At 35.0% G+C, this 24,160-nt stretch carries 23 protein-coding genes; 9 read left to right on the top strand and 14 right to left on the bottom strand.

The features are described from left to right. Window positions 1-13: 13 nt before the first annotated feature. Window positions 14-889: a flavin reductase family protein gene (locus E0F89_RS02485; RefSeq protein ID WP_131908274.1), complete on the bottom strand. Its 876-nt coding sequence runs from the start codon at window positions 887-889 to the stop codon at window positions 14-16. Window positions 890-1,065: 176 nt separating this feature from the next. Between E0F89_RS02485 and E0F89_RS02480 the strand changes: the two genes are divergently transcribed. After that, a complete protein-coding gene (locus E0F89_RS02480) occupies window positions 1,066-2,214 on the top strand; it encodes a sensor histidine kinase (protein WP_131908273.1) in 1,149 nt (382 codons plus the stop codon). Here E0F89_RS02480 and E0F89_RS02475 read toward each other — a convergent pair. The 3 genes from E0F89_RS02475 to greA all read right to left on the bottom strand — a co-directional run bounded on the left by E0F89_RS02475 (window position 2,211) and on the right by greA (window position 4,416). Then, window positions 2,211-3,383: a transglutaminase domain-containing protein gene (locus E0F89_RS02475; RefSeq protein WP_131908272.1), complete on the bottom strand. Its 1,173-nt coding sequence runs from the start codon at window positions 3,381-3,383 to the stop codon at window positions 2,211-2,213. The genes E0F89_RS02480 and E0F89_RS02475 overlap by 4 nt on opposite strands. A 96-nt stretch (window positions 3,384-3,479) precedes the next feature. Then, the gene (locus E0F89_RS02470; protein ID WP_131908271.1) at window positions 3,480-3,872 is read right to left on the bottom strand and encodes an HIT family protein; all 393 of its coding nucleotides are present in this window, start codon (window positions 3,870-3,872) and stop codon (window positions 3,480-3,482) included. A gap of 67 nt (window positions 3,873-3,939) precedes the next feature. Then, window positions 3,940-4,416, bottom strand: coding sequence for a transcription elongation factor GreA (greA, locus tag E0F89_RS02465; RefSeq protein ID WP_131908270.1), 477 nt, complete (start codon window positions 4,414-4,416; stop codon window positions 3,940-3,942). A 163-nt stretch (window positions 4,417-4,579) separates the two neighbouring features. On the opposite strand from greA, the gene E0F89_RS02460 reads away from it, so the two are divergent. Then, window positions 4,580-4,993, top strand: coding sequence for a Rieske (2Fe-2S) protein (locus E0F89_RS02460; RefSeq protein ID WP_131908269.1), 414 nt, complete (start codon window positions 4,580-4,582; stop codon window positions 4,991-4,993). A 61-nt stretch (window positions 4,994-5,054) separates the two neighbouring features. Here the strand turns inward: E0F89_RS02460 and E0F89_RS02455 are convergent, their stop codons facing one another. The 6 genes from E0F89_RS02455 to E0F89_RS02430 form a co-directional block, all read right to left on the bottom strand. Then, window positions 5,055-7,214, bottom strand: coding sequence for a TonB-dependent receptor (locus tag E0F89_RS02455; RefSeq protein ID WP_131908268.1), 2,160 nt, complete (start codon window positions 7,212-7,214; stop codon window positions 5,055-5,057). A gap of 237 nt (window positions 7,215-7,451) precedes the next feature. After that, the gene (gene arfB / locus E0F89_RS02450) at window positions 7,452-7,853 is read right to left on the bottom strand and encodes an alternative ribosome rescue aminoacyl-tRNA hydrolase ArfB (protein WP_131908267.1); all 402 of its coding nucleotides are present in this window, start codon (window positions 7,851-7,853) and stop codon (window positions 7,452-7,454) included. A 15-nt stretch (window positions 7,854-7,868) separates the two neighbouring features. Continuing rightward, window positions 7,869-9,989 carry a DUF4301 family protein gene (locus E0F89_RS02445; protein WP_131908266.1) on the bottom strand — a complete coding sequence of 707 codons (2,121 nt, stop codon included), beginning with the start codon at window positions 9,987-9,989 and terminating at the stop codon, window positions 7,869-7,871. Then, window positions 9,944-10,573, bottom strand: a complete 630-nt coding sequence (gene pnuC, locus E0F89_RS02440; RefSeq protein WP_131908265.1) for a nicotinamide riboside transporter PnuC — start codon at window positions 10,571-10,573, stop codon at window positions 9,944-9,946. The genes E0F89_RS02445 and pnuC overlap by 46 nt, the downstream gene beginning before the upstream one ends. 6 nt (window positions 10,574-10,579) lie before the next feature. After that, the gene (locus E0F89_RS02435; protein ID WP_131908264.1) at window positions 10,580-11,323 is read right to left on the bottom strand and encodes a geranylgeranylglyceryl/heptaprenylglyceryl phosphate synthase; all 744 of its coding nucleotides are present in this window, start codon (window positions 11,321-11,323) and stop codon (window positions 10,580-10,582) included. A gap of 38 nt (window positions 11,324-11,361) precedes the next feature. Continuing rightward, window positions 11,362-12,006, bottom strand: a complete 645-nt coding sequence (locus tag E0F89_RS02430; protein WP_131908263.1) for a 4'-phosphopantetheinyl transferase family protein — start codon at window positions 12,004-12,006, stop codon at window positions 11,362-11,364. A gap of 255 nt (window positions 12,007-12,261) precedes the next feature. Between E0F89_RS02430 and ahcY the strand changes: the two genes are divergently transcribed. From ahcY to E0F89_RS02410, 4 genes are all read left to right on the top strand, one after another. Beyond that, window positions 12,262-13,578 (top strand): adenosylhomocysteinase, encoded by a 1,317-nt coding sequence (gene ahcY / locus E0F89_RS02425; RefSeq protein WP_131908262.1) that lies wholly within the window; start codon window positions 12,262-12,264, stop codon window positions 13,576-13,578. 236 nt (window positions 13,579-13,814) lie between these two features. Continuing rightward, window positions 13,815-16,139 (top strand): patatin-like phospholipase family protein, encoded by a 2,325-nt coding sequence (locus E0F89_RS02420; protein WP_131908261.1) that lies wholly within the window; start codon window positions 13,815-13,817, stop codon window positions 16,137-16,139. Window positions 16,140-16,471: 332 nt separating this feature from the next. After that, entirely contained in the window at window positions 16,472-16,747 is a 276-nt protein-coding gene (locus E0F89_RS02415; RefSeq protein ID WP_131908260.1) for a DoxX family protein, read from the top strand. 70 nt (window positions 16,748-16,817) lie between these two features. Next, entirely contained in the window at window positions 16,818-17,156 is a 339-nt protein-coding gene (locus E0F89_RS02410) for a DoxX family protein (protein WP_131908259.1), read from the top strand. Between the two features lie 323 nt (window positions 17,157-17,479). Here E0F89_RS02410 and rpmA read toward each other — a convergent pair whose 3' ends face one another. Together rpmA and rplU are read right to left on the bottom strand one after the other, a co-directional pair. Then, window positions 17,480-17,746, bottom strand: coding sequence for a 50S ribosomal protein L27 (rpmA, locus tag E0F89_RS02405; RefSeq protein ID WP_086453627.1), 267 nt, complete (start codon window positions 17,744-17,746; stop codon window positions 17,480-17,482). A gap of 33 nt (window positions 17,747-17,779) precedes the next feature. Next, window positions 17,780-18,415, bottom strand: a complete 636-nt coding sequence (gene rplU, locus E0F89_RS02400; RefSeq protein ID WP_131908258.1) for a 50S ribosomal protein L21 — start codon at window positions 18,413-18,415, stop codon at window positions 17,780-17,782. A gap of 238 nt (window positions 18,416-18,653) precedes the next feature. Between rplU and E0F89_RS02395 the strand changes: the two genes are divergently transcribed. Beyond that, complete coding sequence (locus tag E0F89_RS02395) at window positions 18,654-19,979, top strand: M16 family metallopeptidase (RefSeq protein WP_131908257.1); 1,326 nt, start codon at window positions 18,654-18,656, stop codon at window positions 19,977-19,979. Window positions 19,980-19,990: 11 nt separating this feature from the next. Further along, window positions 19,991-22,039, top strand: coding sequence for a M16 family metallopeptidase (locus E0F89_RS02390; protein ID WP_243699456.1), 2,049 nt, complete (start codon window positions 19,991-19,993; stop codon window positions 22,037-22,039). Window positions 22,040-22,136: 97 nt separating this feature from the next. On the opposite strand, the gene E0F89_RS02385 is transcribed toward E0F89_RS02390, so the two are convergent. Next, window positions 22,137-23,003 (bottom strand): DMT family transporter, encoded by an 867-nt coding sequence (locus E0F89_RS02385; RefSeq protein ID WP_131908256.1) that lies wholly within the window; start codon window positions 23,001-23,003, stop codon window positions 22,137-22,139. Window positions 23,004-23,111: 108 nt separating this feature from the next. Between E0F89_RS02385 and E0F89_RS02380 the strand changes: the two genes are divergently transcribed. Next, window positions 23,112-23,489 carry a heavy-metal-associated domain-containing protein gene (locus E0F89_RS02380; protein WP_131908255.1) on the top strand — a complete coding sequence of 126 codons (378 nt, stop codon included), beginning with the start codon at window positions 23,112-23,114 and terminating at the stop codon, window positions 23,487-23,489. 64 nt (window positions 23,490-23,553) lie between these two features. Here the strand turns inward: E0F89_RS02380 and gldD are convergent, their stop codons facing one another. Further along, on the bottom strand, window positions 23,554-24,117 hold the full coding sequence (gene gldD, locus E0F89_RS02375; RefSeq protein ID WP_131908654.1) for a gliding motility lipoprotein GldD: 564 nt from the start codon (window positions 24,115-24,117) through the stop codon (window positions 23,554-23,556). Window positions 24,118-24,160: the final 43 nt, after the last annotated feature.

Here is a 24,160-nt window from a genome sequence, read left to right as displayed (position 1 = left end):
GTTATTTATACTATTATTTTTTTGCCAAAAGTACTTTCCAAGCCGATAAAACATCATTATCATCCAGATATTTTTTTGCCGCCAAGTGTACTTTTTGCTGATCATCAGCGCTTAAAACTCCTTTTACTGCAAAATTCTGTTGCACAAATATACTAACTTCTTCCAATGTAGGCAAGGCTTCTACATTCCCCAACATACCTAAATCATTTCCGTTAAAAACCGAACTTTCTTTTATAAAATTTGGAATGGCATCCACTCCAATTCCTAAAGTAGACAATGGTTTTGGTACTTCAAAAAGCCCTTGGTTTGATCTCGAATACCAATTACCGCCTAATCTCGAAACCAAGTCAATTTTGTATTGATCAATTGAACCATTTTCGTCTAAAACTGATTCGTCAATATGAATGCGAACGACTTCACAAAGCACTAAATTCCCCGCTCCACCTTCTGTTCCAAGCGGAATAATCTGAGTTACTTTGCATTCAAATTGAACAGGAGATTCTTTTACTCGAAAGGGTTTCACCACCTCCGAAGCAATCGGAGTCAAACCTGATTTTAGAAACTCATCCACACCATCCGCATACTCCGTGCTGGCCAGAGAAATCTGTTGTACCATATCATAATTCACCACATTTATGACCACTTCTCCAGTTGCTTCAGCATTGATTAAAGTGTGTTTTATTGAATTGTCGCGAACGCGTCTTGCTGGTGAGAAAATAAGAATTGGCGGATTCGCGCTGAACACGTTAAAGAAACTAAAAGGCGATACATTAGGATTCCCCTCTGCATCCATCGTACTGGCAAAAGCAATAGGTCTTGGTCCCACTGAACTTTGCAAATACCCTTGCAGTTTTGCAGTTTCAATAGTTTTTGGATCAATTGTAATCATACTTTTTTAATTTTTAGCTGAAAGATACAAAAATAGGTAAATGAATTAAGTTTAAAGAGTTTGATAGCAGATTTAGAACGAAAATAATATGTATTTTTATTCTAAAAAATACTTTGACCAAAACTAAAATACAAGCCTGTTTATTTCGTTATATTTATAAATAAAAAAAATTGTCTATGCCGTTTTCTGAAAGAAAAAACACAACCCGTTGGATTATAATTTTTGCTTCTTTTTTAATCATTTCACTAATTCTTTGGAATACGTATACTTTTTTTCAAATCTTCAAAAATGAAGAACGCCTGAAAATGAATCTTTGGGCCAATGCCCAAAAAACACTCATCAATGCCGGAGAAAATACAGATGTGGAACTTCCACTTCAAATTTTCAGCAACAACACTTCCATTCCTATTATCCTAACAGAGAATGACAGTATTATAAATAATGTCAATATTGATGCAGAAATTATAAAAGATAGTGAAAAGGCCGCGGCTTTTTTATCGGATTTAAAAAGTGAAAATGAACCTATAGTAATTGAATATGTTCCCGGAAAATTTCAAAAATTATATTACGGAAATTCGGCTTTGTTGAACAAACTCAAATACTATCCGGTTGCTTTAGTGCTAATAATCGTACTTTTTGGAGGTTTAGTTTATAATTTTTATCGAAGCACCAAAATGGCAACCCAAAACAAACTTTGGGCCGGAATGGCCAAGGAAACAGCGCACCAGATAGGAACTCCGCTTTCGTCACTGATTGGCTGGGTCGAACTCTTAAAATCTGAAAATGTGGACGAAAGCACTACATTTGAAATTGAAAAAGATATCGAGCGTTTGCAAACCATTACAGATCGTTTTTCAAAAATTGGATCAGAACCCAAATTAGAAAATAAAGATATCGTAGCTGAAACACAGCAGTCCTACGACTATCTGCAATCCAGATTTTCCAAACAAATTGAGTTTTCGTTCAACGCGCCAAAGTATCCTATTATGGTATCTCTTAACCCTACTCTTCATAGTTGGACCATTGAGAATTTAGTGAAAAACGCTATCGATGCCATGAAAGGAAGAGGAAAATTAGCTTTAGAAATTCAGCAAGAAGGTGATTCAGTAAAAATAAACGTTTCAGATACAGGAAGCGGAATTCAAAAAAAACAATTCAAAAGCATTTTTGAACCTGGTTTCACCACCAAAAAAAGAGGTTGGGGTTTGGGTCTTTCATTGACTAAAAGAATTGTGGAAGAATACCATAAAGGAAACATAAAAGTTCTGAATTCCGAAATTGGAAAAGGGACAACCATGCAGGTCACTTTTAAAAAAGTGATTTAGTTTAATGGAACGCCATACCATGACACTTTAGAAAACATTGTTTTTCGGACCATTTTAGACCTGCTCAAATAATTTTTTACAAATAAAGAATGTTCTTCAGCTTGCGCCAATGCAGCACTAATCGATTTCCTTATTGAATTCACATTAGCGGCATTCGCATTACCAACCGAACCAATTTTATATATTTCGTCCTGACATTTGGCTAGTTTCTCTCTTGGTGTTTCAATCATGTTGCTAATATCAGCATCTGATAAAGCAGGATTAAACTTCATGTTGCGGTACTGAATAAAATCATTCAATAAGACAACGGCATGATTCATGTCATCCACAACTGCATTTAATTTCTCGATATTTGAATTGTGTCGCAAATAAGTCAACTGTTGCTTTTTTCCTTCGTAACGCTCGAGAATCATAGCGTTTTTCAATCCATTTTTCTCTATTCTTTCCGCTGAAGCAAATAGTTGATCTGCTTCAGACAAAGCATTATATTTGGTAATCTCCTTCTCAAAATCAAAATATTTCTTAGTTTTATTTATTTGAATTTTCCCTTCATAAAACTCACCATTGGTAAAAGGATAATTCGAAAATTGCCATAAATAATCAAATGGAATGTGGGATGCAATTATTTTAGAAGGATCTGCTTTGAAATAAACGTTGTTCAGCTTTTTTGAATATTTCCCGTTATTTACATATCCTGCACCCCATGTTGGATCAAAAACATACCATCTTTTATCAATTTTTACTGCTGTCCAAGCATGAGCTAAGTCGCTTACTTTTCCGTTTTGCTTAGTGTATCCTTCAATTTTATAGGATTGGATTCCGATTTTTTGCGAAAGCTCATTAAAAACAACAGCATAATGAATGCAAACGCCTCTTTTAGTTGTTAGCGTCTTTGCGATTTTTTGCTGCACCGTTTCATTAAAATTTACGGCAAACATATTTGCTACATCATAACTAATGTTAGATGCAGTCCAATAAAAAGCAGCTCGGATTTTATCCGTTTCTGTTTTAAAATTAGCATTGATATAGTTGGCAATCGCTTCGGTAGAGGTTGTTGAAGAAGCAGGAATAGCCGCCATTTTGGCATCAACCGCAGCATATTCGGAATTCACTTGTCCAAAACTTAAAAAGGAGAAAAAGAAAAAAAGCAACAAAAAAATGTTTTTCATGGTACAGAATGTAGTCTTAACAAATTAGAAAAGGGAACAGGTTTTCACCTATTCCCTTTTTAACGAAAATCATACCAAAATATTTTATCTATGCAACTATTCTAAATTGGTTTTTATGCTTTCTGCCAAAGCTTCAAATTCATCTTTAGATAGTGCTACTTTATTTTGAAAACGCATTTCATCCATTTCATTCAACGGAATCAAATGAACGTGCGCGTGAGGAACTTCAAGTCCCACAACTGCCATCCCAATTCTTTTGCAAGGAACTGTTTTCTCTAGAGCCACTGCAATTTTCTTGGAAAACTGCATTAACCCTATATACAAATCATCATTCATCTCAAAAATCTTATTGACTTCTTGTTTTGGAATACAAAGCGTGTGTCCTTTTGCATTTGGATTTACATCCAAAAAAGCGAGGAAATTTTCATCCTCTACAATTTTGTAACACGGAATTTCTCCTTTTATAATTTTTGTAAATATACTTGACATTATGCAATTGGTTAATTGTTCTATCGATTAATCGGTTAAACAATTAACCGAGTAAACTTTTAACTATTTAGTCGCGTGTGATTTCTAAAATTTCAAATTTCAAAACACCGTTTGGCACCGTGATTTCAGCGAATTCACCTACTGCTTTGCCTAATAAACCTTTACCAATTGGTGATGTTACAGAGATTTTCCCTGTTTTTAGATCCGCTTCACTTTCCGCTACCAACGTGTAGGTCATTTCCGTCCCGTCGGTTTGGTTTTTGATTTTTACATTGGACAACACCAATGCTTTCGAAAGATCTAAATGAGATTCATCAATTAATCTGGCGTTAGAATGTACTTCTTCCAGTTTAGCAATGCGCATTTCGAGCATGCCTTGCGCTTCCTTAGCCGCATCATATTCGGCATTTTCGGACAGGTCGCCTTTGTCTCTTGCTTCCGCTATATCAGCGGATGCTTTTGGACGCATAACACTTTTTAAGTGATCCAATTCCTCTCTTAATTTCTTTAAACCTTCTGCTGTGTAATACGATACTGTGCTCATAACTTCCTCATTTATATAAATAGAAAAAATCCCATCAGGACGGGATTTCTTTCCACAAAGATACTTTTATTTTTTTTTTCGTCTATAAATATATGTTAATCATATATAATTCAAAGTTAAATAAATTAAATTTGTTTCGCTAATACTTTGACACTATTTTAAAATGAAAAAATACGCACTTCTTTTTCTTATTATTCCTTTCTTTTTTTCATGTAGTGATTCAGGTTTTGATAACACCAATCCTTTTGTCCCTAATTATACTTTTACAGTAGATATTAATATGAATTTGCCCGCGTATTCGAATCTTAAATATGTAAGTAATGCCGTTTTTTATCCGGGAGTAGGCGCACGTGGAATCATTGTTTTCAATACCGGTAGCGGCTACAATGCTTTTGATGCTGCTTGTCCCAACCAAGCGTTAAGCAGTTGTTCTACGATGACCATAAATGGTATAAATGCCCTTTGCGGATGTGATAATTCAGAATATAGTTTGTTTACCGGACAGGGGAAATTGCAATACCCGCTGAAGCAATATCGTGTTCAGGTAAATGGTAATGTGTTGCGCGTTTATAATTAAACCATAAAAATCCTGACAGCGAACCATCAGGATTTCATCCAATAACAAACAATTCAATTCTCTAAAACTTCAGCGTCAGTCCGGCAAGGAAATTAATTCCTGCTTGTGGGTAATAGTAAGGATAGATATCATACATGTATCCATTAGAAACGTATCTCTTATCTAAAAAATTATTCACTAAACCGGTCAATACAATTTCTTTGAAGATGGATTTAGGTTTAAAAGTGTAGGCAACATTTAAGTCATTGACAAAATAATCAGCCAATTTTGCTGCCGGTAATTCGATGTTGTTCATGTATTGTTCTCCAACGAATTTCTGTAACCATGAAATATGAAGATTTTCAATTGGCGTATAGACCATAATGTTTCCTGCAATAATTGAAGGTGAATACGCAATATCAGTAGTCCCATAATTCTGGCCTTCTACTGCTAAATCAATATTTTTATTAGCACTCAACGTAAAATTAGGACGAATAATCAATTGGTCTGTCAACGCTATTGTAGCATCAACTTCCAATCCTAAACGGTAACTTTTTTCGCTGTTGGAACGTATCGGAGCGCCTACATCATCTAAATTTCCTGTCAGAATCAATTGGTCTTTGTAGGCCATATAATACACATTCGTATTGAATTGTACTTTTTTCGCAACATATCGCCAACCCAATTCAAAGTCATTCAGCTTTTCCGGCTTTACATTTCCGCCTTCGTAATCACTCCTATTTGGTTCGCGATTGGCTCTGGCATAGGATAAATACACAGAATTTCCAGAATTGATCGTATAGGTTAATCCCGTTTTGGGATTAAAAAAATTAAAAGTGTCATCCACAAGTGTTGGTTGAACACCATTGGCTTTGTAATTCACTGATCGATATTGCAAATCTCCAAATAAACTTAATTGTTCCGTGATTTGGTAATTGGCTTTCGCAAAAATATTCCCGTCGGTTTTATTGGCATAATCATCGTAATAGCGATTTCCTAACTCACTCTGAGAAGCAAATCGTGCCCAAATCACTTTTCCGAAATGGTCGCCTTCATATTTGTTCCAACCACCTCCAAAAATCACATCCAGTTTTTCATCCTTATAATTAGCAGAAAAAGTAGTTCCGTAGAAATCATTTTCCAACCATTTCTGACGCACTAAATCCGTTGTTGAAACTGCACCAACGGGCTGTAATCCATAATCGGCAAAATCAGCATCTTCTTTATAGTTTTCATAAAATCCTTTGCCTTTTGTGTAATGCAAAGCAAAATTCGTACTCCAGTTGTCAGATATTTTTTCATTCCAAAGCAATTGTGAGTGATCTTGCTGGTAATTATCGGTTTCATTGTCATAAAAACGAGCATTTCCTTGTTCGTCCGTGAAGGCACCTGCTGAATTAAAGGTTCGGTCATTTTGTAACGTTTCGCCGTCTATTCCATTCCAAGACTGGTACGTTTTTTCGGTCCCACCGAAAACCAATGCTTTTATCAAAGTAGTTTTGCCCACATAGGTTCCCTGCAGAAAATACGATTTCAAATCAGAAGCTCCACGATTTACAAACCCATCTGACTTGATCGCCGATAATCGTCCTGCAATTTCGAAGTGATCGTTCATCAAACCCGTACTGAATTTTACCGTGTGTTTTCTGGTATTGAAACTTCCAAAAGAGTTGGAGATTTCGCCCGAACTTTCTTTGGCAAAATTATCGGTAAGCATATTTAAACTGGCACCAAAAGCGCCCGCTCCATTAGTAGAAGTTCCTACACCGCGCTGCAATTGCAAACTCTCCACTGAAGATGCAAAATCAGGCATGTTCACCCAAAAAGTTCCATGACTTTCGGAATCATTGTATGGAATTCCATTGATGGTAACATTCACTCTTGTCGCATCGCTACCACGAACCCGAATTCCGGTATATCCCACGCCATTTCCGGCATCAGATGTCGTAACGACTGACGGTAAATAATTCATCAGAATTGGAATATCCTGCCCTAAATTTCGGAATTTGATTTCCTTTTTACCTAAATTACTAAAACTAACCGGCGTTTTTGTAGTGACCCGAACGGCCGAAACCAAGACTTCATCAAGTGGATTGACTTGTATAGTGTCTTTGACTTGTGAAAAGGATACTAAAGAAAATAGAGAAAAGAAAATAGAAGTACAAGGAGTTAGAACCTTGTATTTTAAAACTTTGCAACTTTGCGACTTTGCAATTTTGCGACTAATAATAATAGTATTCATCCGTAAAAAGATTACGAATAAAAGGGGGAATTATTCTTTTTGTTAAATTAAAAAATGATTGTTTCCTATGACAAATAAAGTAGTGTGCACGCTATTTTTTTGTCATTTTTTCCCTTAACAGCATTACCTGTTCAGGTTCGTTGGGTATAATCTCAGCTCGTTATTTAGAGCACCCCTTTGAGACAGCGCAAAACTAATTATAAATTGTGAATTATAAATTATGAATTGGAATAAATTTTAAAAATCAGGTTTTCTGCGTGTCTTTTTAATTTCAGAAATGTTCTTTTTATCCTTTATACGCTTTCTAATGACAGATTTAGGAATTCTGGTAGGCTTTCTTTCTTTTGGAATAAACAATGCATTTTTTATCAGTTCCAAAAATCGTTTGATCACAATTTCTTTGTTTCTAAATTGACTTCGATCTTCATCACAATTCAATATCAAAATAGCATCAGTAGTCAATCTGGAAGATAATTTGGTTTCAACCAAAAGTTTTTCCTCTTCGGTTAAAGCCTGAGAATTTTTCAAATCAAAAGTCAATACCACTTTCGAGGAAACTTTATTTACGTTCTGACCACCGGCTCCACTACTGCGGACGGCTTTAAAAGTTAATTCGGATATGATTTTATCAATTTCCATCTATGTGTTTTTATTTTAGGATTGATGTGCCGGTTTCAACAAATCATTCACTGTTTTTACCGGATTAAAAGTAATCAACGGCACCTGAACAAATACAGTCAGCCAATTTTCCATTGCGCCATTCCACAAACCCGGCAACTCATATGCTTTGATACTTTTGCCTGCTACATTTTTCTCTACAATAAAACCACTATTATTATCAACAAACTGAGTCAGATCAAATTTCTCATTTTTATAATTTTTAATGCCACAAACTAAATCCACCGGATTGAAATGTGTAGCGGCATTCAAAATTGCCTTTTGATTGTCATTGTCTAAATCGACTTGAGAACTTTCAACAATTTGCAATGAAATTCCTCCTTGATTATCTTGCACCCAAAATGGGCCACCGCCAGGTTCTCCTTCGTTTTTTACCATTCCACATACACGTATCGGTCTGTTTAAAACAGTTTGCAATTCAGGGATTATCTTTTCCAAACCAGCAGAATAAAAATCACCCTTCAATGAAATATTTAAATTAGCCTTTAAAAAAAGAATCATTTCATCTATCAACTCGGGTTCAATTGATGCAGCATCCAACGTGTTTAGATAACTAAAAACCTGTTGCTGAATTCCCAGTAATATTCCCGCCAAACCTTTTTTGTACAAAGATATTTTCTGTAAATTATTTTGAATGACGTTGTCAATATTTTTAATAAAAACGATATCAGCATCCAAATTATTCAAATTTTCAATCAAAGCGCCATGACCTCCGGGTCTGAAAACTAATTGTCCATTTTCATCGCGGAACGGCTTATTTTTTATAGTAACCGCAAGGGTGTCAGTACTCTTATTTTGATAGGAAAAGCTAACATTTATTGCCACATTTGATTCCTTTTCAATTTTAGATTTAATCGCATCTATAATTTTTTCAAAATGTTTCTGATGTGATTCTGATACTGTGAAATGTAAATTAGAACTGTTATTAGCACTGGAATAATTCGTGCATTCCAGTAAATGCTCTTCAACGGGAGTTGCTGTATGGGTATCGTATTTATGAAACGGAAGAATCCCTTTTGGTTTATTAGCAAAATCAAAAAAGTCCGCTGACAAAAGCAATTTTATGAAATAGTAATTTTTAAAACTTCGATCCAAAGTATCAAAATCAGTAAATTCAGCTTTCAATTGCTTATGTATTGTTTCGAAAAAAGGAAACTTCTCCATTCCTACAATAAAAATGGAAAGTTTATTCGCTTTTTTTCGATTGATGTAAGCGTTTATCGATTCGTTTTCAACATCAAATTCATTGATAAATTCCATCAAAAACTTAAACATTCTGCTGGCTGCTCCAGATGCGGGAACAAATTTATTTAATTTGAGACCTGATTTTTGCGCATCAAAAAAATCGGCTTTTTCCTGAAAATCTTTTTCAGATAATTTTAAAATACCGTTTGACAATGTTGCCGGACTGATTAAATTCGCTTTTGGTATTCCCTGTTTAAAAAAATTCAGTTGCGTTTGAATAGTTGCAATTGAAATTCCATATTGCTGAATATACACAAAATCAGCCGATGAAAACCCCAATTCTTTGGCCAGAGTCAAATCATCAATAATAGCAATTGCCTTTTTAAGGCGTAAATCCTTGTCTCCGGAAAGTGTTATAAATGGCTTATTATTATCGATTAAAGATTGCTTAAAAACCGCAAAAATAGATTCTCTTCCCTCCGCTTTGTCTCTCAAATCATCTCTTTCCCAAGGAACATCAATATCGGTCAGAAAAAACAAATCGTACTCGTGTTGGCTAGCAGCTTCATTCAACAAAGGATCACAATAGTTATAATACACCTCCGAGAAAACTTTGGTCACCATTAAATTAGTATCACAAAAAAGGTATTTATTGGCAATCAGCGTCTGCTCATTTTCTAATTTGGTCTGACCATAAGCAATAGGCAGCATGTCATCGACAGAACAAATTTGCTGACTTGCATCCCATTTTTCTTGCAGATAATCACGAGCAAATTCAGGAACCCATTCCGTTAAATAATATTCCGCAAGCTGTCTGGCTAAAGTTGTTTTGCCGGTGCTTTCGGGGCCAAATAGAGCTATTTTAATTAATTTTGTAGCTCCGCTTGAGAGCTGTCTGAGATTTTCTTCCATTCTAAATAGCCAAAAATGGCAACTACTGTAAATACTATATATTGAAAACTGGTAAAAGTGTATCCTTTTGCAAAATACAGCGGAATTGAAAGTACATCTCCAATGATCCAAAATATCCAGTTCTCTACTTTTCTTTTAGCCATGAGCCACATTCCCACAAAGAAAATCCCTGTAATAAACGTGTCTACATACGCATACCATGTAGTGAATTTACCAAAATAGTGATAAACCGAAACCACAAAGGCGACGGTAAATATAAAAAGAATTATCGCAATTCTTTTTTCTGATGTAGAAATTTTTGAAATTGGGAACTCTTCAGTATCACCTTTTTTCCGAGTCCAATGGTACCAACCATAAATACTCATCACAAAATAATAGCCGTTGATCATCATATCACCCCACAAAGTCCATTTCCAGAGTAAATACACAAATATGGAGGTACTTACTAAACCGGTTGGAAAAACCAAAATATTGTCTTTTTTGGCGTACCAAACGCTCAACAAACCAAAAATAACAGCTACAATTTCTAAGATAATATCTAATGTTGGGTATTCGTTGTATTGAGAAAAAAAATAATCTATCATTTGATTTTAGATTGCTGAATAACGATTTTTGTTTTCAGAATTAAAAAAATTAATATTGTTTTCAAAAGCGGTTCCTATAATTACTAAATCAGCTCCGGAATCATAAGCGTTTTGAATTCCCTGCAAATCTACAATTCCACCACCAACAAGTAAAGGAATTCCAATATTTTGGGAAACTACTGCAATCATTTCCAGCGGAACGGCTTGTTTCGCACCGCTTCCAGCTTCCAGATAAATCAACTTATTGCCTAACATTTCGCCGGCTTGTGCGGTTGCCAATACTAAATCCAGATTATTTCGTTCTAAAGGTTTGGTTTTACTGATGCGTTCTACCGCGGTTTCCGTGCCACTTTCAATCAAGAGATATCCCGTGGAAATAATTTCGAGTTGGGTTTTCTTTAAAACTGGAGCCGCATTTACCTGATGTTCAATTAAAAAATCAGCATTGCGACCAGAGATCAGTGACAAAAATAAAATCGCGTCGGCTTTATCTGAAATCTGAGATGGGTTTCCGGGAAAAAGAACGATTGGTAAATTGCAGTTTTGTTTAATTTTCACGATTAGTTCATCGATAATGTTGTTTTCAACAAGGCTTCCGCCAATGAAAATATGAGTTGCCGGTGAACAATTAATTTTTGAAATTAAAAGTTCAAGGTTTTCCAAAACTAATTTATCGGGATCAAGAAGAATAGCCAGTAATTTTTGGTTATTCGTTTTGGATTTTATTATTTGATTGTATAGGTTCTCCATATGTTTTTACCGCTAATTCGCTAATTTGCGGTTAGTTTTTAATTTTCGAAAGCATAAACTAAAGTGAAATCATCTATTTCTTCAAAATGGACAGCAAAGTCTTGTATTTTATTTTCGAAATGCAATTGCGATTTATTTTGTTTAACGTTTAGGTTAAAATCATAAACAGTTATATGTTCTTTGAAACTAATTCCTTTTTCATTTCTAATTTTGAAAATAGCTTCTTTTGCGCCCCAAATAACCGTTAATTTTCGAATGTACTGCTGTTTATTTTCGTTAGCGGAATCTTCAGCTAAGAACTGAAATTCCGAATTACAGAATTTATGCGCTATTTTCATTATTTTAACACGTTGCAGTTCGATGTCGATTCCTACGGTTTCGTCGCTGATTATGATGGCGGAAAATTCATGGGAATGTGTGATGGAAATGTGCTTCCCATCGTATAAATGTGGTTTCCCAAAGGTGTCATAATAGACATCCAAATCTTCATAACCTGCCTTTTGCAATAACTTACGGACACTTAAAAAGGCGCGTTGATGCATTTCAGACTTCATTCCTTTTAGCCGAACCTGATTACTTTCATTGAGGACAATTTGCTGGTTTAATTCGGAAAAAGGTTCGGTGATTTTCCAAATTAAAATTTGAGTAGTGGAATTAAAATTTATGGTTTTAAAAAGAGGCATAGTCGTATTTTATGATTTTTAGCCCTGATGGAAACGGCATCCTTTTGTTCTGGTGTTCAGAACAAAAGATACAGTGTACAGCAGGATTAGCTTCAAATGTAAATTATTTATCTAAAGCTCGTAAGATTAGCAAATTAAACAATTCACAATTATTTTGGAATTTAGTTAAATTATAAACTTATTGCGTAAATTTGCAAAAAATTTTACGCCCGAGCCGAAAGGCGAACGGACGAAGTAATTACAAATATACTATAAATGAGTACAGCAACTATGCCTTTCGTGGCTTTCAAAGTTAAAGACATTTCCCTGGCGGCGTGGGGAAGAAAAGAAATTGAATTAGCAGAAGCTGAAATGCCAGGTTTAATGGCGCTTCGTGCGGAATACAAAAACGAACAACCTCTTGCGGGTGCTCGTGTTGCAGGATGCTTGCACATGACAATCCAAACCGCGGTTTTGATCGAGACTTTAATCGCGCTTGGCGCTGAAGTTACTTGGTCTTCTTGTAACATATTCTCAACTCAGGATCAGGCTGCTGCTGCGATTGCTGCTGCAGGAATTCAGGTTTACGCTTGGAAAGGTTTGAACGAGGAAGATTTTGACTGGTGTATTGAGCAAACTTTATTCTTTGGCGAAGACAGAAAGCCATTGAATATGATTCTTGATGACGGTGGAGATTTGACCAACATGGTTATTGACCGTTACCCGGAATTGATTGCGGGAATCAAAGGATTGTCTGAAGAAACTACAACTGGAGTTCACAGATTATACGAAAGAGTAAAAGCGGGAACATTGCCTATGCCGGCAATCAACGTGAATGACTCGGTTACTAAATCGAAATTTGACAACAAATACGGTTGTAAAGAATCTGCAGTTGATGCGGTTCGTCGTGCAACAGATATTATGCTTGCTGCAAAAAGAGTAATTGTTTGTGGTTACGGCGACGTAGGTAAAGGAACAGCTGCTTCTTTTAGAGGTGCTGGTTCTATTGTTACGGTTACTGAAATTGACCCAATTTGCGCGCTTCAAGCTGCAATGGACGGTTTTGAAGTAAAGAAATTAGACACGGTTATTGGTACCGCTGATATTATCATTACCACTACCGGAAATAAAGATATCGTTTTGGGTTCTCATTTCGAAAAAATGAAAGACAAAACTATCGTTTGTAACATCGGGCATTTTGATAACGAAATTGATATGGCTTGGTTGAATACAAACCATGGTGCATCAAAAATCGAAATTAAACCACAAGTTGACAAATATACTATTGCTGGAAATGACATTATCATTTTAGCTGAAGGTCGTTTGGTAAACCTTGGTTGTGCTACAGGTCACCCAAGTTTTGTAATGAGTAACTCATTTACAAACCAAACTTTGGCGCAAATCGAATTATGGAAAAACAGCGCGGCATACAACAACGACGTGTACATGTTACCAAAACACTTAGATGAGAAAGTAGCCATGTTGCACTTAGCTAAATTAGGTGTTGAATTAGAGACTTTACGTACTGATCAAGCTGATTATATTGGTGTCCCAGTTGAAGGTCCATTCAAACCGGAATATTACAGATATTAGTCTAAAATTAGATTTTTAGACTATTGGATTTTTAGAACCCTTGCAGTCCCGAATTTTCGGGAGCAAGGGTTTTTTACTTTTCATACTTAAAAACAATACCAATAGGTAATTCTTCAGAAATGCAGCGTTATCAAATACTTACGTTGCACAAAAATAGAGTATGTTTGTAAATCTATTAACACACACAATTAGCAAAATACTTCCCCAAACTTAAATATTATATAATTCTTATACTTTTGAAAAAAACAGCTTATCTATTCGTCCTATTGTTTTCTCTTTTACTCAGCCAATTTATTTTTGCTCAGGAGAAAAAACCTAAAGTAGTTTTGGTTCTAAGTGGCGGCGGAGCCAAAGGAATAGCACACATTCCACTTTTACAAGCTTTAGACTCTTTGAATATTGTTCCGGATCTAATTGTAGGAAACAGTATGGGAAGTGTAATCGGAGGTATGTATGCCATGGGATATTCTGGCGACAGTATCGAAAAAATAACCAGAGATATCGATTGGGACAAACTCCTTGGAGGAAACGTGTCTTTAAAAAGCGTGAGTGTGGAAGAAAAAAGCGAGTTTCAACGATATTTGGCCGGAATAGGAATTAAAGACGGAAAACCAACAAGTGTAAGTTCATTATTAAATGATCAATATTTAAGAGAATTTCTTACAGAATTAACTTTCCCTGTCTACAATATCAAAGACTTTGACAATCTTTCCATTCCTTTCAGAGCAATGGCTACAGATGTTGTATATGGTAAAGAAGTTGTACTTAGCAAAGGTAATTTAGCATTTGCGATGAGAGCGAGCATGTCACTTCCCGCTGTTTTTAAAACTATGCCTTATGAAAAAACTCTTTTGGTTGATGGCGGTGTCATGAATAATTTCCCCTCCGATGTTGCCAAAAAAATGGGTGCCGACATCATCATTGGCAGTGATGTAGGCGGAGGACTGGAACCTATAGATAAATTAGATAATTTTATAGCTGTACTGATGCAAACCAGCATGTTTCCCAGCAATATCAAAGATCCCGATAATCGTAAACTATGTGACATTTTAGTAGATCACTTGCCTAACTTGAGATTTTCTACCGCTGATTTTACAAAAAGTAACGAAATCTACAAAGATGGTAAAATTGCAACCAATCTTAATCTAGAAGCATTAGCAGCATTAGCAGAAAAATTAAAAGGATTTAAACAACGAACTCACGAACTGCCAAAGGTTTCAAGCGAATTTGTCATTGACACCATCATTTATAAAAATATCACTAAGGAAAATCTTCCGCTAGTTATTGCTCGAACAAATATCAAAACGCAAACAAAATATTCGACCAAAGATTTAACAAAAGGCATCCAAAGCGCCATGGGTACGAATCTTTTTAATCAGATCACGTACAGTTATTTCGTAAAAGACGATGACAAATTAGGACTAATCTTAAACGGATCTGAATATTCTAAAAATCAAGTTAATGCATCGCTGCATTACGATACCTACAGAGGAGCTGGACTAATTCTTAATTATAATGCCAGAAACGTTCTTGCCGAATCTTCTCGCCTTGTTGTTACTGCAGATATTGCAGAACAACCAAAAGCACGGATAGATTTTCAGAAAAATTTTGGAAAAAACAAAGACTGGTGGTGGGGAACGGAACTTTATGGCGCATTTTTAAAACAAGAAATTTTCATCGATGGAAAATCCGCCGATAACATGCTGTATAATGCGTTCGAATTTAATAATCAGGTAAACCACAACTTGAATTCTTTACAAAGTTATGTGGGATTTGGATTAAATTATAGCTACACCGAAGTAAAACCTAAAAATGATCCCGATATAAATGATAACGTCCTATCTCTTAAGAACTATAACTTTAATAACATAGAAGTAAGCGCACATTATTCATACAACGACATGGATAAAGTTTTTTTTGCTACAACTGGAACAATTTTAAAAGCGAATATAAAGCGATCACTGTTTAATGACATTAGCATCGCTTTCACAGAAACAGATTCAACTGATTTTTCGGGTTCCACAAATGGTTTCTCTAAAGTAGGGTTCGCATTCGAAAAAAGAATACAAATAAAAAAGAAAATTACTGGCATAATGGGACTTGATGCTAACTTTATTTTTCAAGACAAGCCAAGAGACAATCAAGGTTCTTTTTCCAATTATGGCTATGCTGCAAAATATTTCATTGGAGGTTTTTTACCAAGTTCAGGCAGTAATCGGATTGTGTTTCCGGGCCTTTATGAGGACGAGTTAAATGTTACCCATTTTACGGCGATTAAACTTGGCGTACAATTAAATCCCGTGGGTAAAATTTACCTGACACCACATTTCGACATTGCATCTGTTGGCTTTGGCAATTTTAAGGAATATATAGGAGGCACATTTAATAACAAGGGAAATTGGGACGACAATAAAGAAACCAGTGTTTTGATGTCTGCCGGAGCAGCAATCGCCTATCAATCCATTTTAGGACCCTTTCATTTTGATACCTCATGGATTAACGATCTAAACAAAGTGCGACTATTTTTTAGCGTGGGGTATTCATTCAATCCTTCTAATTAAATTCCTTACCAAACTTATGCTATTCACTCTGCAAAAAAAATGAGCCAAAAGACCTTAATTAAATTGGGGAAAATCCCAAATAACTATTAAGGGTTTGCTGCTAAATTAATATCATTCTAAATCTTAATTTATTTTCAAAGTGCCGGCGCTCCATCTGTCTACAAAAGATCAAAACAGACTTGTCAGCCGTTACTTAGTAATAAATCACAATAATAATACTGTAATAGTGCAGGTTTATGGTATCTTTGATTGCATTATATTTCTTTCGAGAATGAGATAAAGTAACACCGTTTGCGTCAGAATTAAAGAAAAAAACCTTTAACCATATTATTATGAATATTTATTCCATTATCGCCCAAGTTGTAATCGCGCTTTCTGTAGGTTACGTATGGATTTTCAGATTCGACAACATTGTAAAAGAATTCAAACAATACGGTTTGTCTGATTTGACCAGAAATATGGTAGGTGCTTCAAAGATAGCATTAGCAACATTATTAATTACGGGAATATGGTTTCCAACATTAGTTTTAATACCGGCGCTTTCGATGGCCTTTTTAATGATTTGCGCACAATATTTTCATTTCAAAGCCAAAAATCCTTGGTTTTAACATCTTCCTTCTCTATTACTTTTAGCATTATCTCTTTTTGTAGCAGTATTAGCGGCCAAATAATCAAAACATGAATTTTTTAAACGTACTTATTTTCTTTTCGGCAACCTCCTTTCTTATTTATGGAATAGCTTATTTTGTCTCGTCGAATATGAAAAATGAATTCAAACGTTTTGGGCTTGAAAAATTTGGACCATTAACTGCTGTTTTAGAATTAGCAGGAGCTATCGGTTTATTTATAGGCCTTCAAAATCACACTGTTTTGGTTCTTGCTTCCGGAGGCTTAACGATACTAATGCTTCTTGGTACAGGCGTTAGAATAAAGATGAGAGATTCTTTACTAGTTTCTTTACCGGCTTTTTTTTACTTTCTTTTAAATGCCTTTATTTTGTATCAGGTCTTGGCTTAAATTAATTATACGCGATACTATTTTCATAAATACTGTACACGATCTAAGTAATTAAATTTCCATTTTTACCTTTTACAAAATTTAAAGTATAGATCTACCCTAATCGATTTCTGCTAATATACAAATCCATGGCAACTGTCTAGGAAGTGTAATTATGTCTTCTATGAGTATTTTACGTATAAGAGGATATTAGGAACCCAAGTGATTTCATCGTTACGAGCTGTAACAAAAATTATACTTACCTTTTTATTATATTTCAATTAATACGAAAAAACCCGTCCTGATAAAATCAGGACGGGTTTTTAATAATTGAGAAAAATCAATTATGCTTCAACTTCAAATGGAAGGATAGAAACGTATGATTTGTTATCTCTTTTCTTTTGGAAGAAAACAACTCCATCTACTCTTGCGTGTAGTGTGTGATCTTTACTAATGTAAACATTTGCACCTGGATTATGTTTTGAACCTCTTTGTCTTACGATGATGTTCCCAGCAATAGCAGCTTGACCACCAAAAATCTTAACACCTAAACGTTTTGATTCTGATTCTCTACCATTCTTAGAACTACCGACACCTTTCTTGTGAGCCATGACGTATTAGTTTTATATTTGTTAATAAATTAATTAAACAGCTTTACCACCGTTTAATTCATCTTGTAGTTTTTTTAATTCATCCATTTTACCATCTGCAGCTAATTGTGCTTGTTGAGCCCAAGTCGTTGGATCTAAATGCGATAATTGAGATTCTGATGCTACTAAAATTGCTTTTACCGCATCAGCACTTGTTTTTGCTAATTTAGAGAATGTAGTAATACCAGCCTCAACTAATGCTTCTGCTGCTTTAGGACCAACTCCTTCAATTAATTTCAAATCATCAGCTTTTTTTGCTGCTTTTGGAGCTTTTGCTTCAGTAACTTTTTCAGCCTTTGGAGCTGCTTTTTTATCACCTGATGCAGAAATACCTTCAATTACAATTTGAGTAAGATATTGTCTATGACCATTTCTCTTTTTGTATCCTTTTCTTCTTTTCTTTTTGAAAACGATAACTTTATCTCCTTTTAAGTGTTGTAACACTTTAGCTTCTACTGAAGCACCTTCTATAGCTGGGGCGCCTAAAGTGATTGCTCCATTGTCGTCTAATAAAAGAACTTTGTCAAAAGAAACTTTTGAACCTTCTTCATTAGTCAAACGATGAACATAAACCTTTAAGTCTTTGCTTACTTTAAATTGTTGCCCTGCTATCTCTACGATTGCATACATACCGAATTGATTTATTGATTTTTAAGGATGCAAATATACAATTAAATATTTACCTCGCAATCTGTTGAAGAAAAAAAATATTTTTTACCTCAGAATTCCTTATTTTACAAGCTATTGCAGCATTTTTATGAAGCAGCATGATGAACTAGTGTTAAATTTCCCACACTGAATTATTTTCATTGTAACAAAAGATTTAAAACCTCTACTAACTTCACATATTAACAAAATTATTAACCTTATGAAAAATTCATTAATGGCTTTAGGTGCTTTGTTTATGCTAGGAGGAGTCGCTTCAGCGCAGAAAGTAGCTTTTGAGGAATACAAATTAGACAATGGCTTGCATGTGATTTTGCACAACGACCCATCTGCTCCTACTGTTATTACGTCAGTAATGTACCACGTGGGTGCCAAAGACGAAAATCCGGAGAGAACTGGTTTTGCTCACTTTTTTGAACATTTACTATTTGAAGGAACCGAAAATATCAAACGCGGTGAGTGGTTTAAGATTGTAACTGGAAACGGTGGTGTAAATAATGCTAACACTACTGATGACAGAACGTATTATTATGAGGTTTTCCCCTCTAACAACCTGGAATTAGGTTTATGGATGGAAGCAGAAAGAATGTTACACCCCGTAATAAATCAAATTGGTGTTGATACTCAAAACGAAGTGGTAAAGGAAGAAAAAAGACTTCGTGTTGACAATCAGCCTTACGGAAACTTTTTAGCGGAAGTAAAAAAGAATATTTTCACAAAACACCCGTACCGCTGGGCAACTATTGGTTCTATGAGCCATTTAGACGCTGCAACATTAGAAGAATTCCAAGCTTTCAACAAGAAATTTTACATTCCAAACAATGCTGTTTTAATTGTTGCCGGTGATTTCAAAAGTGAACAAGCCAAAGAATGGATTCAAAAATATTTTGGACCTATCAAAAAAGGAGCGGCTATCCAAAGAGAAAAATTTGTTGAAGAACCAATTACTCAAACCATAAAAGCAAAATTTGAAGATGCTAATATCCAAATCCCTGCAATTGTAGCAGCGTACAGAACGCCTTCTATGAAAACCAGAGACGCAAGAGTACTGGACATGATTTCTTCTATTTTAAGTGATGGGAAAAGCTCAAGATTATACAAGAAAATAGTAGACGACAAGAAAATGGCCTTGCAGATTGGTGCTTTTAGCAACAACCAAGAAGATTATGGAAGCTACATCATTTACGGTTTACCACAAGCTCCAAACACTGCTGAGAATATTCTTGCCGAAATTGACTTGGAAATTGTGAGACTTCAAACAGAATTACTTTCTGAAAAAGATTTACAAAAATTACAAAACAAATTCGAAAACCAATACGTAAACAGCAACTCAACTATTGACGGTATTGCTGACAACTTGGCTTCTTATCATTTGTTGTACGGTGATGTAAACTTAATCAACACTGAAATCGAAATCTACCACTCTATCACTCGTGAGGAGATCAGAGATGTTGCCAAGAAATATTTAAATCCAAACCAAAGATTAGTTTTGGATTATGTTCCATCTAAAGATAAAGCTCAAAACTAAGATATATCATTATGAAAAAATCAATATTAATTTTATCAAGCTTGTTCTTAACAGTAATCATGCAAGGACAAATCATCCCTCAGCCAAAACCTGGCGTAGCTCCAACTATAAAAATTGGAAAACCGGTAACCTTTGAATTAAAAAATGGTTTGAAAGTTATGGTAGTTGAAAACCATAAATTGCCAAGAGTATCATTCAGTCTTACTTTAGACAATGATCCGTACGCTGAAGGCGACAAAAAAGGAGTTGCTGACATGACCAGTACTTTAATTGGAAGCGGAACAACTAAAATTTCTAAAACAGCTTTCAATGAAGAAGTAGATTTTCTGGGAGCCAACATCAATTTTAGTTCGAACGGTGCTTCAGCAAGCGCATTATCTAAATATTCTGGAAGAGTTTTAGAGTTAATGGCTGATGGTGCATTAAACCCAAATTTCACCCAAGAGGAATTTGACAAAGAAAAAACAAAACTTATTGAAGGCTTAAAAGCAAATGAAAAAAGCGTTTCAGCAGTAGCAGCAAGAGTTGTAGATGTTTTGACTTATGGAAAAAACCATCCTGCAGGCGAATATGTTAGTGAAGCTACATTGAAAAATGTAACACTTGCTGATGTGAAAGCGAATTACAATACTTATTTTGTTCCAAGTAACGCTTACCTAATTATTGTAGGTGATGTGAAATTCAAGGAAACAAAAAAAATGGTAGAGAAGTTCTTTGGTTCATGGAAAAAAGCAGCTGCTCCATCGCTAACTTATAGTGATCCAAAAGATGTTTCGGCTTCACAAATCAACTTTATTGACATGCCAAATGCTGTTCAGTCAGAAGTTGCAGTAGTAAACATGTCAAATCTTAAAATGACTGATCCTGATTATTTTGCTGTTTTGATAGCAAACCAAATCCTTGGAGGTGATTTCAACAGTTACATTAATATGAATTTAAGAGAAGCTCACGGATGGACGTATGGTGCTAGAACTAGCATTTACGGAGACAAACGCGTTTCTACTTTCAATGCTTCTACGCAAGTTCGTAATGCCGTAACAGATAGTACAATTGTTGAGATTTTCAAAGAATTTAAGAAAATCAGAACAGAGAAAGTGACTGACGAAATGTTAGCCAGCGTAAAAGCAGGATACATTGGACGATTTGTAATGCAAATTGAAAAACCCCAAACAATAGCGGGATATGCTTTGAGAATTCAAACACAAAGCTTGCCGTCTGATTTTTACGAAAACTACATCAAAAACATCAGTGCTGTAACAGCAGATGACATTTTGAGAGTTGCCAATAAATACTTCTTAGCGGACAACAGCAGAATTGTAATTGTAGGAAAAGCAGCTGATGTCGCTCCTAGTTTAGAAAAATTAAAATTCCCGGTATCATATTTTGATAAATACGGAAACCCAACGGCTAAACCTGAATTCAAAAAACCGGTTCCAGCTGGAGTTACTGCAAAAAGCGTTATTGACAATTACATCAAAGCTATTGGTGGCGAAAAAGCGGCTTTGGCAGTAAAAACAATTGTAATGAACGGAACTACTACAATTCCGCAAGCGCCTTCTCCACTAAATTTTACATCTAAAATTGATGCTAAAGGAAAACTTATGGTTGAATTGGCTATGGGAACAATGAGCATCATGAAACAAGTAGTAAATGAAAAAGGAGCTTACGTAATGCAACAAGGACAACGTCAAAACATCGAAGGAACGATGCTAACAGACATGAGAGCGGCTGCAACACCTTTTGAAGAATTAACTCTTTCTAAAAAACAAGGGTTAACTTTAGAAACAATCGAGTCTATAAATGGAAAAGACGCTTACGCTGTCAAAAACGGAAAAACTACTCTATATTATGATGTAGTTTCTGGTTTGAAGTTAGCTGAATCTAAAGTAATAGAACAAGGTGGTCAAAGCATCACTCAAACTATGAATTATGCAGATTACAAAGAAGTAAAAGGAGTTAAAGTTCCTTTTAATATTATACAAAATGTAGGTTTTGAATTGGATATAAAAATGTCTGATGTAAAAATCAATGAAGGTGTTTCAGATGCTGATTTTCAATAATCAAAATTTGAATTAACAAATAAAGGCTGTCCATTTGGGCAGCCTTTATTGTTTTATACTAACTAAACTTTTTAAACAAAACACAAAATACTCAACACTACTTCCTGGCTGATAAATACACTCCTATTAAAATGATAAAAGCACCAAAAAACTGAACTGGTGTCAGCATTTCATTGTCTAATAATCCCCAACAAAAAGCGACTACAGGAATCAAATACGTTACTGAAGTAGCAAAAACAGGTGAAGACATTTGGATCAGTTTAAAAAATAAAATATTCGCAATTCCAGTTCCTACAACGCCAAGAATCATTATAAATATAATCGATTCCTGCACTTTTACATCATGTACTACTTCAAAGAAACCGGAGAAAAACAAGATGATGAATGCCGGAAAAAACAACACCATAAAATTCCCAGTCGTAATACTTAGCGGACTCAAATCATGCAAATATTTTTTGATCAAATTGACGTTGACTGCGTAACAGATGGATGCTATTAAAACCAAAATAGCATAATAATAGTTTTGTTCCGGATGATGAATAGCGCCGTTCAAAATCAACAAAGCACTTCCTATTAAACCAATTAGAATTCCAAAAATCTGATTTCTTTTGAATTGCAATCCAAAAACTAAAGCGCCCAGAATTAATGTATTCAAAGGTGTCAGAGAATTCAAAATAGAACTCACCGAACTGTCAATTTCGGTTTGTGCAATCGCGAATAAGTAAGCAGGAATAAATGTCCCAAAAAGAGAAGTTAAAGCAATGTATTTCCATTTATATGCCGGGATTTTGGGCAGACTTTTAAATCCTATCAATACTAAAAAAACAGCTGCAAAAATGATTCGCAATGATCCCAATTGTAAAGCTGTTAAACCTATTAATCCCTTTTTTATCAGTATAAATGAACTTCCCCAAACTAAGGCAAGAACCATCAAGTACACCCATTTTAACTGCTTTGATTCCATAAAAATAATTTTGCCCCAAAATTGTAATTATTTTATGAATTAGTCCTCCTTTTTTTAATTAATTTTGCGAAAGATAAACACCCTTTTAATCTTTTAAATTTCAACATAATGAACTTCAAAAAATCAATCGTGACGCTAGTACTTACAAGTATTTTATTTTTAGGCTGTAAAGAAAAAGAGGCTGAAATAGTTGCAAAAGAAACCACAACTACAGCAGCTCCAAAAGTTAAAAAGGAAATTGCAGCTGCAAATCTTCAAACAGCGAGTTTCTCTGTAGAAGGAATGTCATGCGCCATAGGTTGTGCCAAAACAATTCAGGAAGATTTGAACGGACTGGAAGGTGTTCAGAAAGCAACGGTAGATTTTGATACAAAATTAGGAACAGTAACTTTTGACAAAACGGTTCAAACTCCAGAGAAATTGACTAAAGTTGTCGAAGCCGCTGCTGATGGCAAAACATACAAAGTTTCGAATATGAAGTCGTAATCCAGACTTTTAAATTGTATAAAAAAAGCATTCGTTACTGGCGAATGCTTTTTTTTATGAAATATTATTTCCATTTCAGGGTTTCCATTAGTCGCTGCATGTCATTTTTGATATAACTTGCCGCTGGCATAATAGAATCATAATTGGGTTTTGCATAAAAATACACAGAACCTGTCACAAAATGTCGCGTGCTGTCCGTAGCATAAAACTGCGAATTCGTTGCCGCATTTCCATCTACCTGATAAAACATTCCGTAGACTTTTTTATCAGGATTCAAATACGGTTGTTCCAGAATATCATCTGCTTTAATCACGTGTTCAAAAGTCAATTTTTGTGCGTCGCGCAACAGTTCATTAATGTTTTTAGTGACTGGTTTATACGTCAGATAAATAGTTGCTTTCATTTTTGGATACGTAATGGTAAACCCGCAATCAGTTTCTTTTTTGATAATTGCGTCTGAATTCATTTCGAAAGCAAAAGGACATTCATTTTCAAAATTTACATATTTAGCTTCCGGATAATCCAATCGCAAATAGCTTGATGGTTTTGGCAAGACATCATCTTTACAACTAAAACTCAACAATGACAGTATTACAATGGCCGAAAAAGTGATTGTTTTTTTAAACATTTCCATCCTAAATTTATTTAATCTTTTATTTTTCAAAAGCAAC

The sequence above is a fragment of the Flavobacterium caseinilyticum genome (assembly GCF_004349085.1).
GTDB classification, from domain to species: Bacteria; Bacteroidota; Bacteroidia; order Flavobacteriales; family Flavobacteriaceae; genus Flavobacterium; species Flavobacterium caseinilyticum.
Note: the sequence above shows the minus strand (reverse complement) of the source record. Positions and strands in the feature narration are given on the sequence as shown.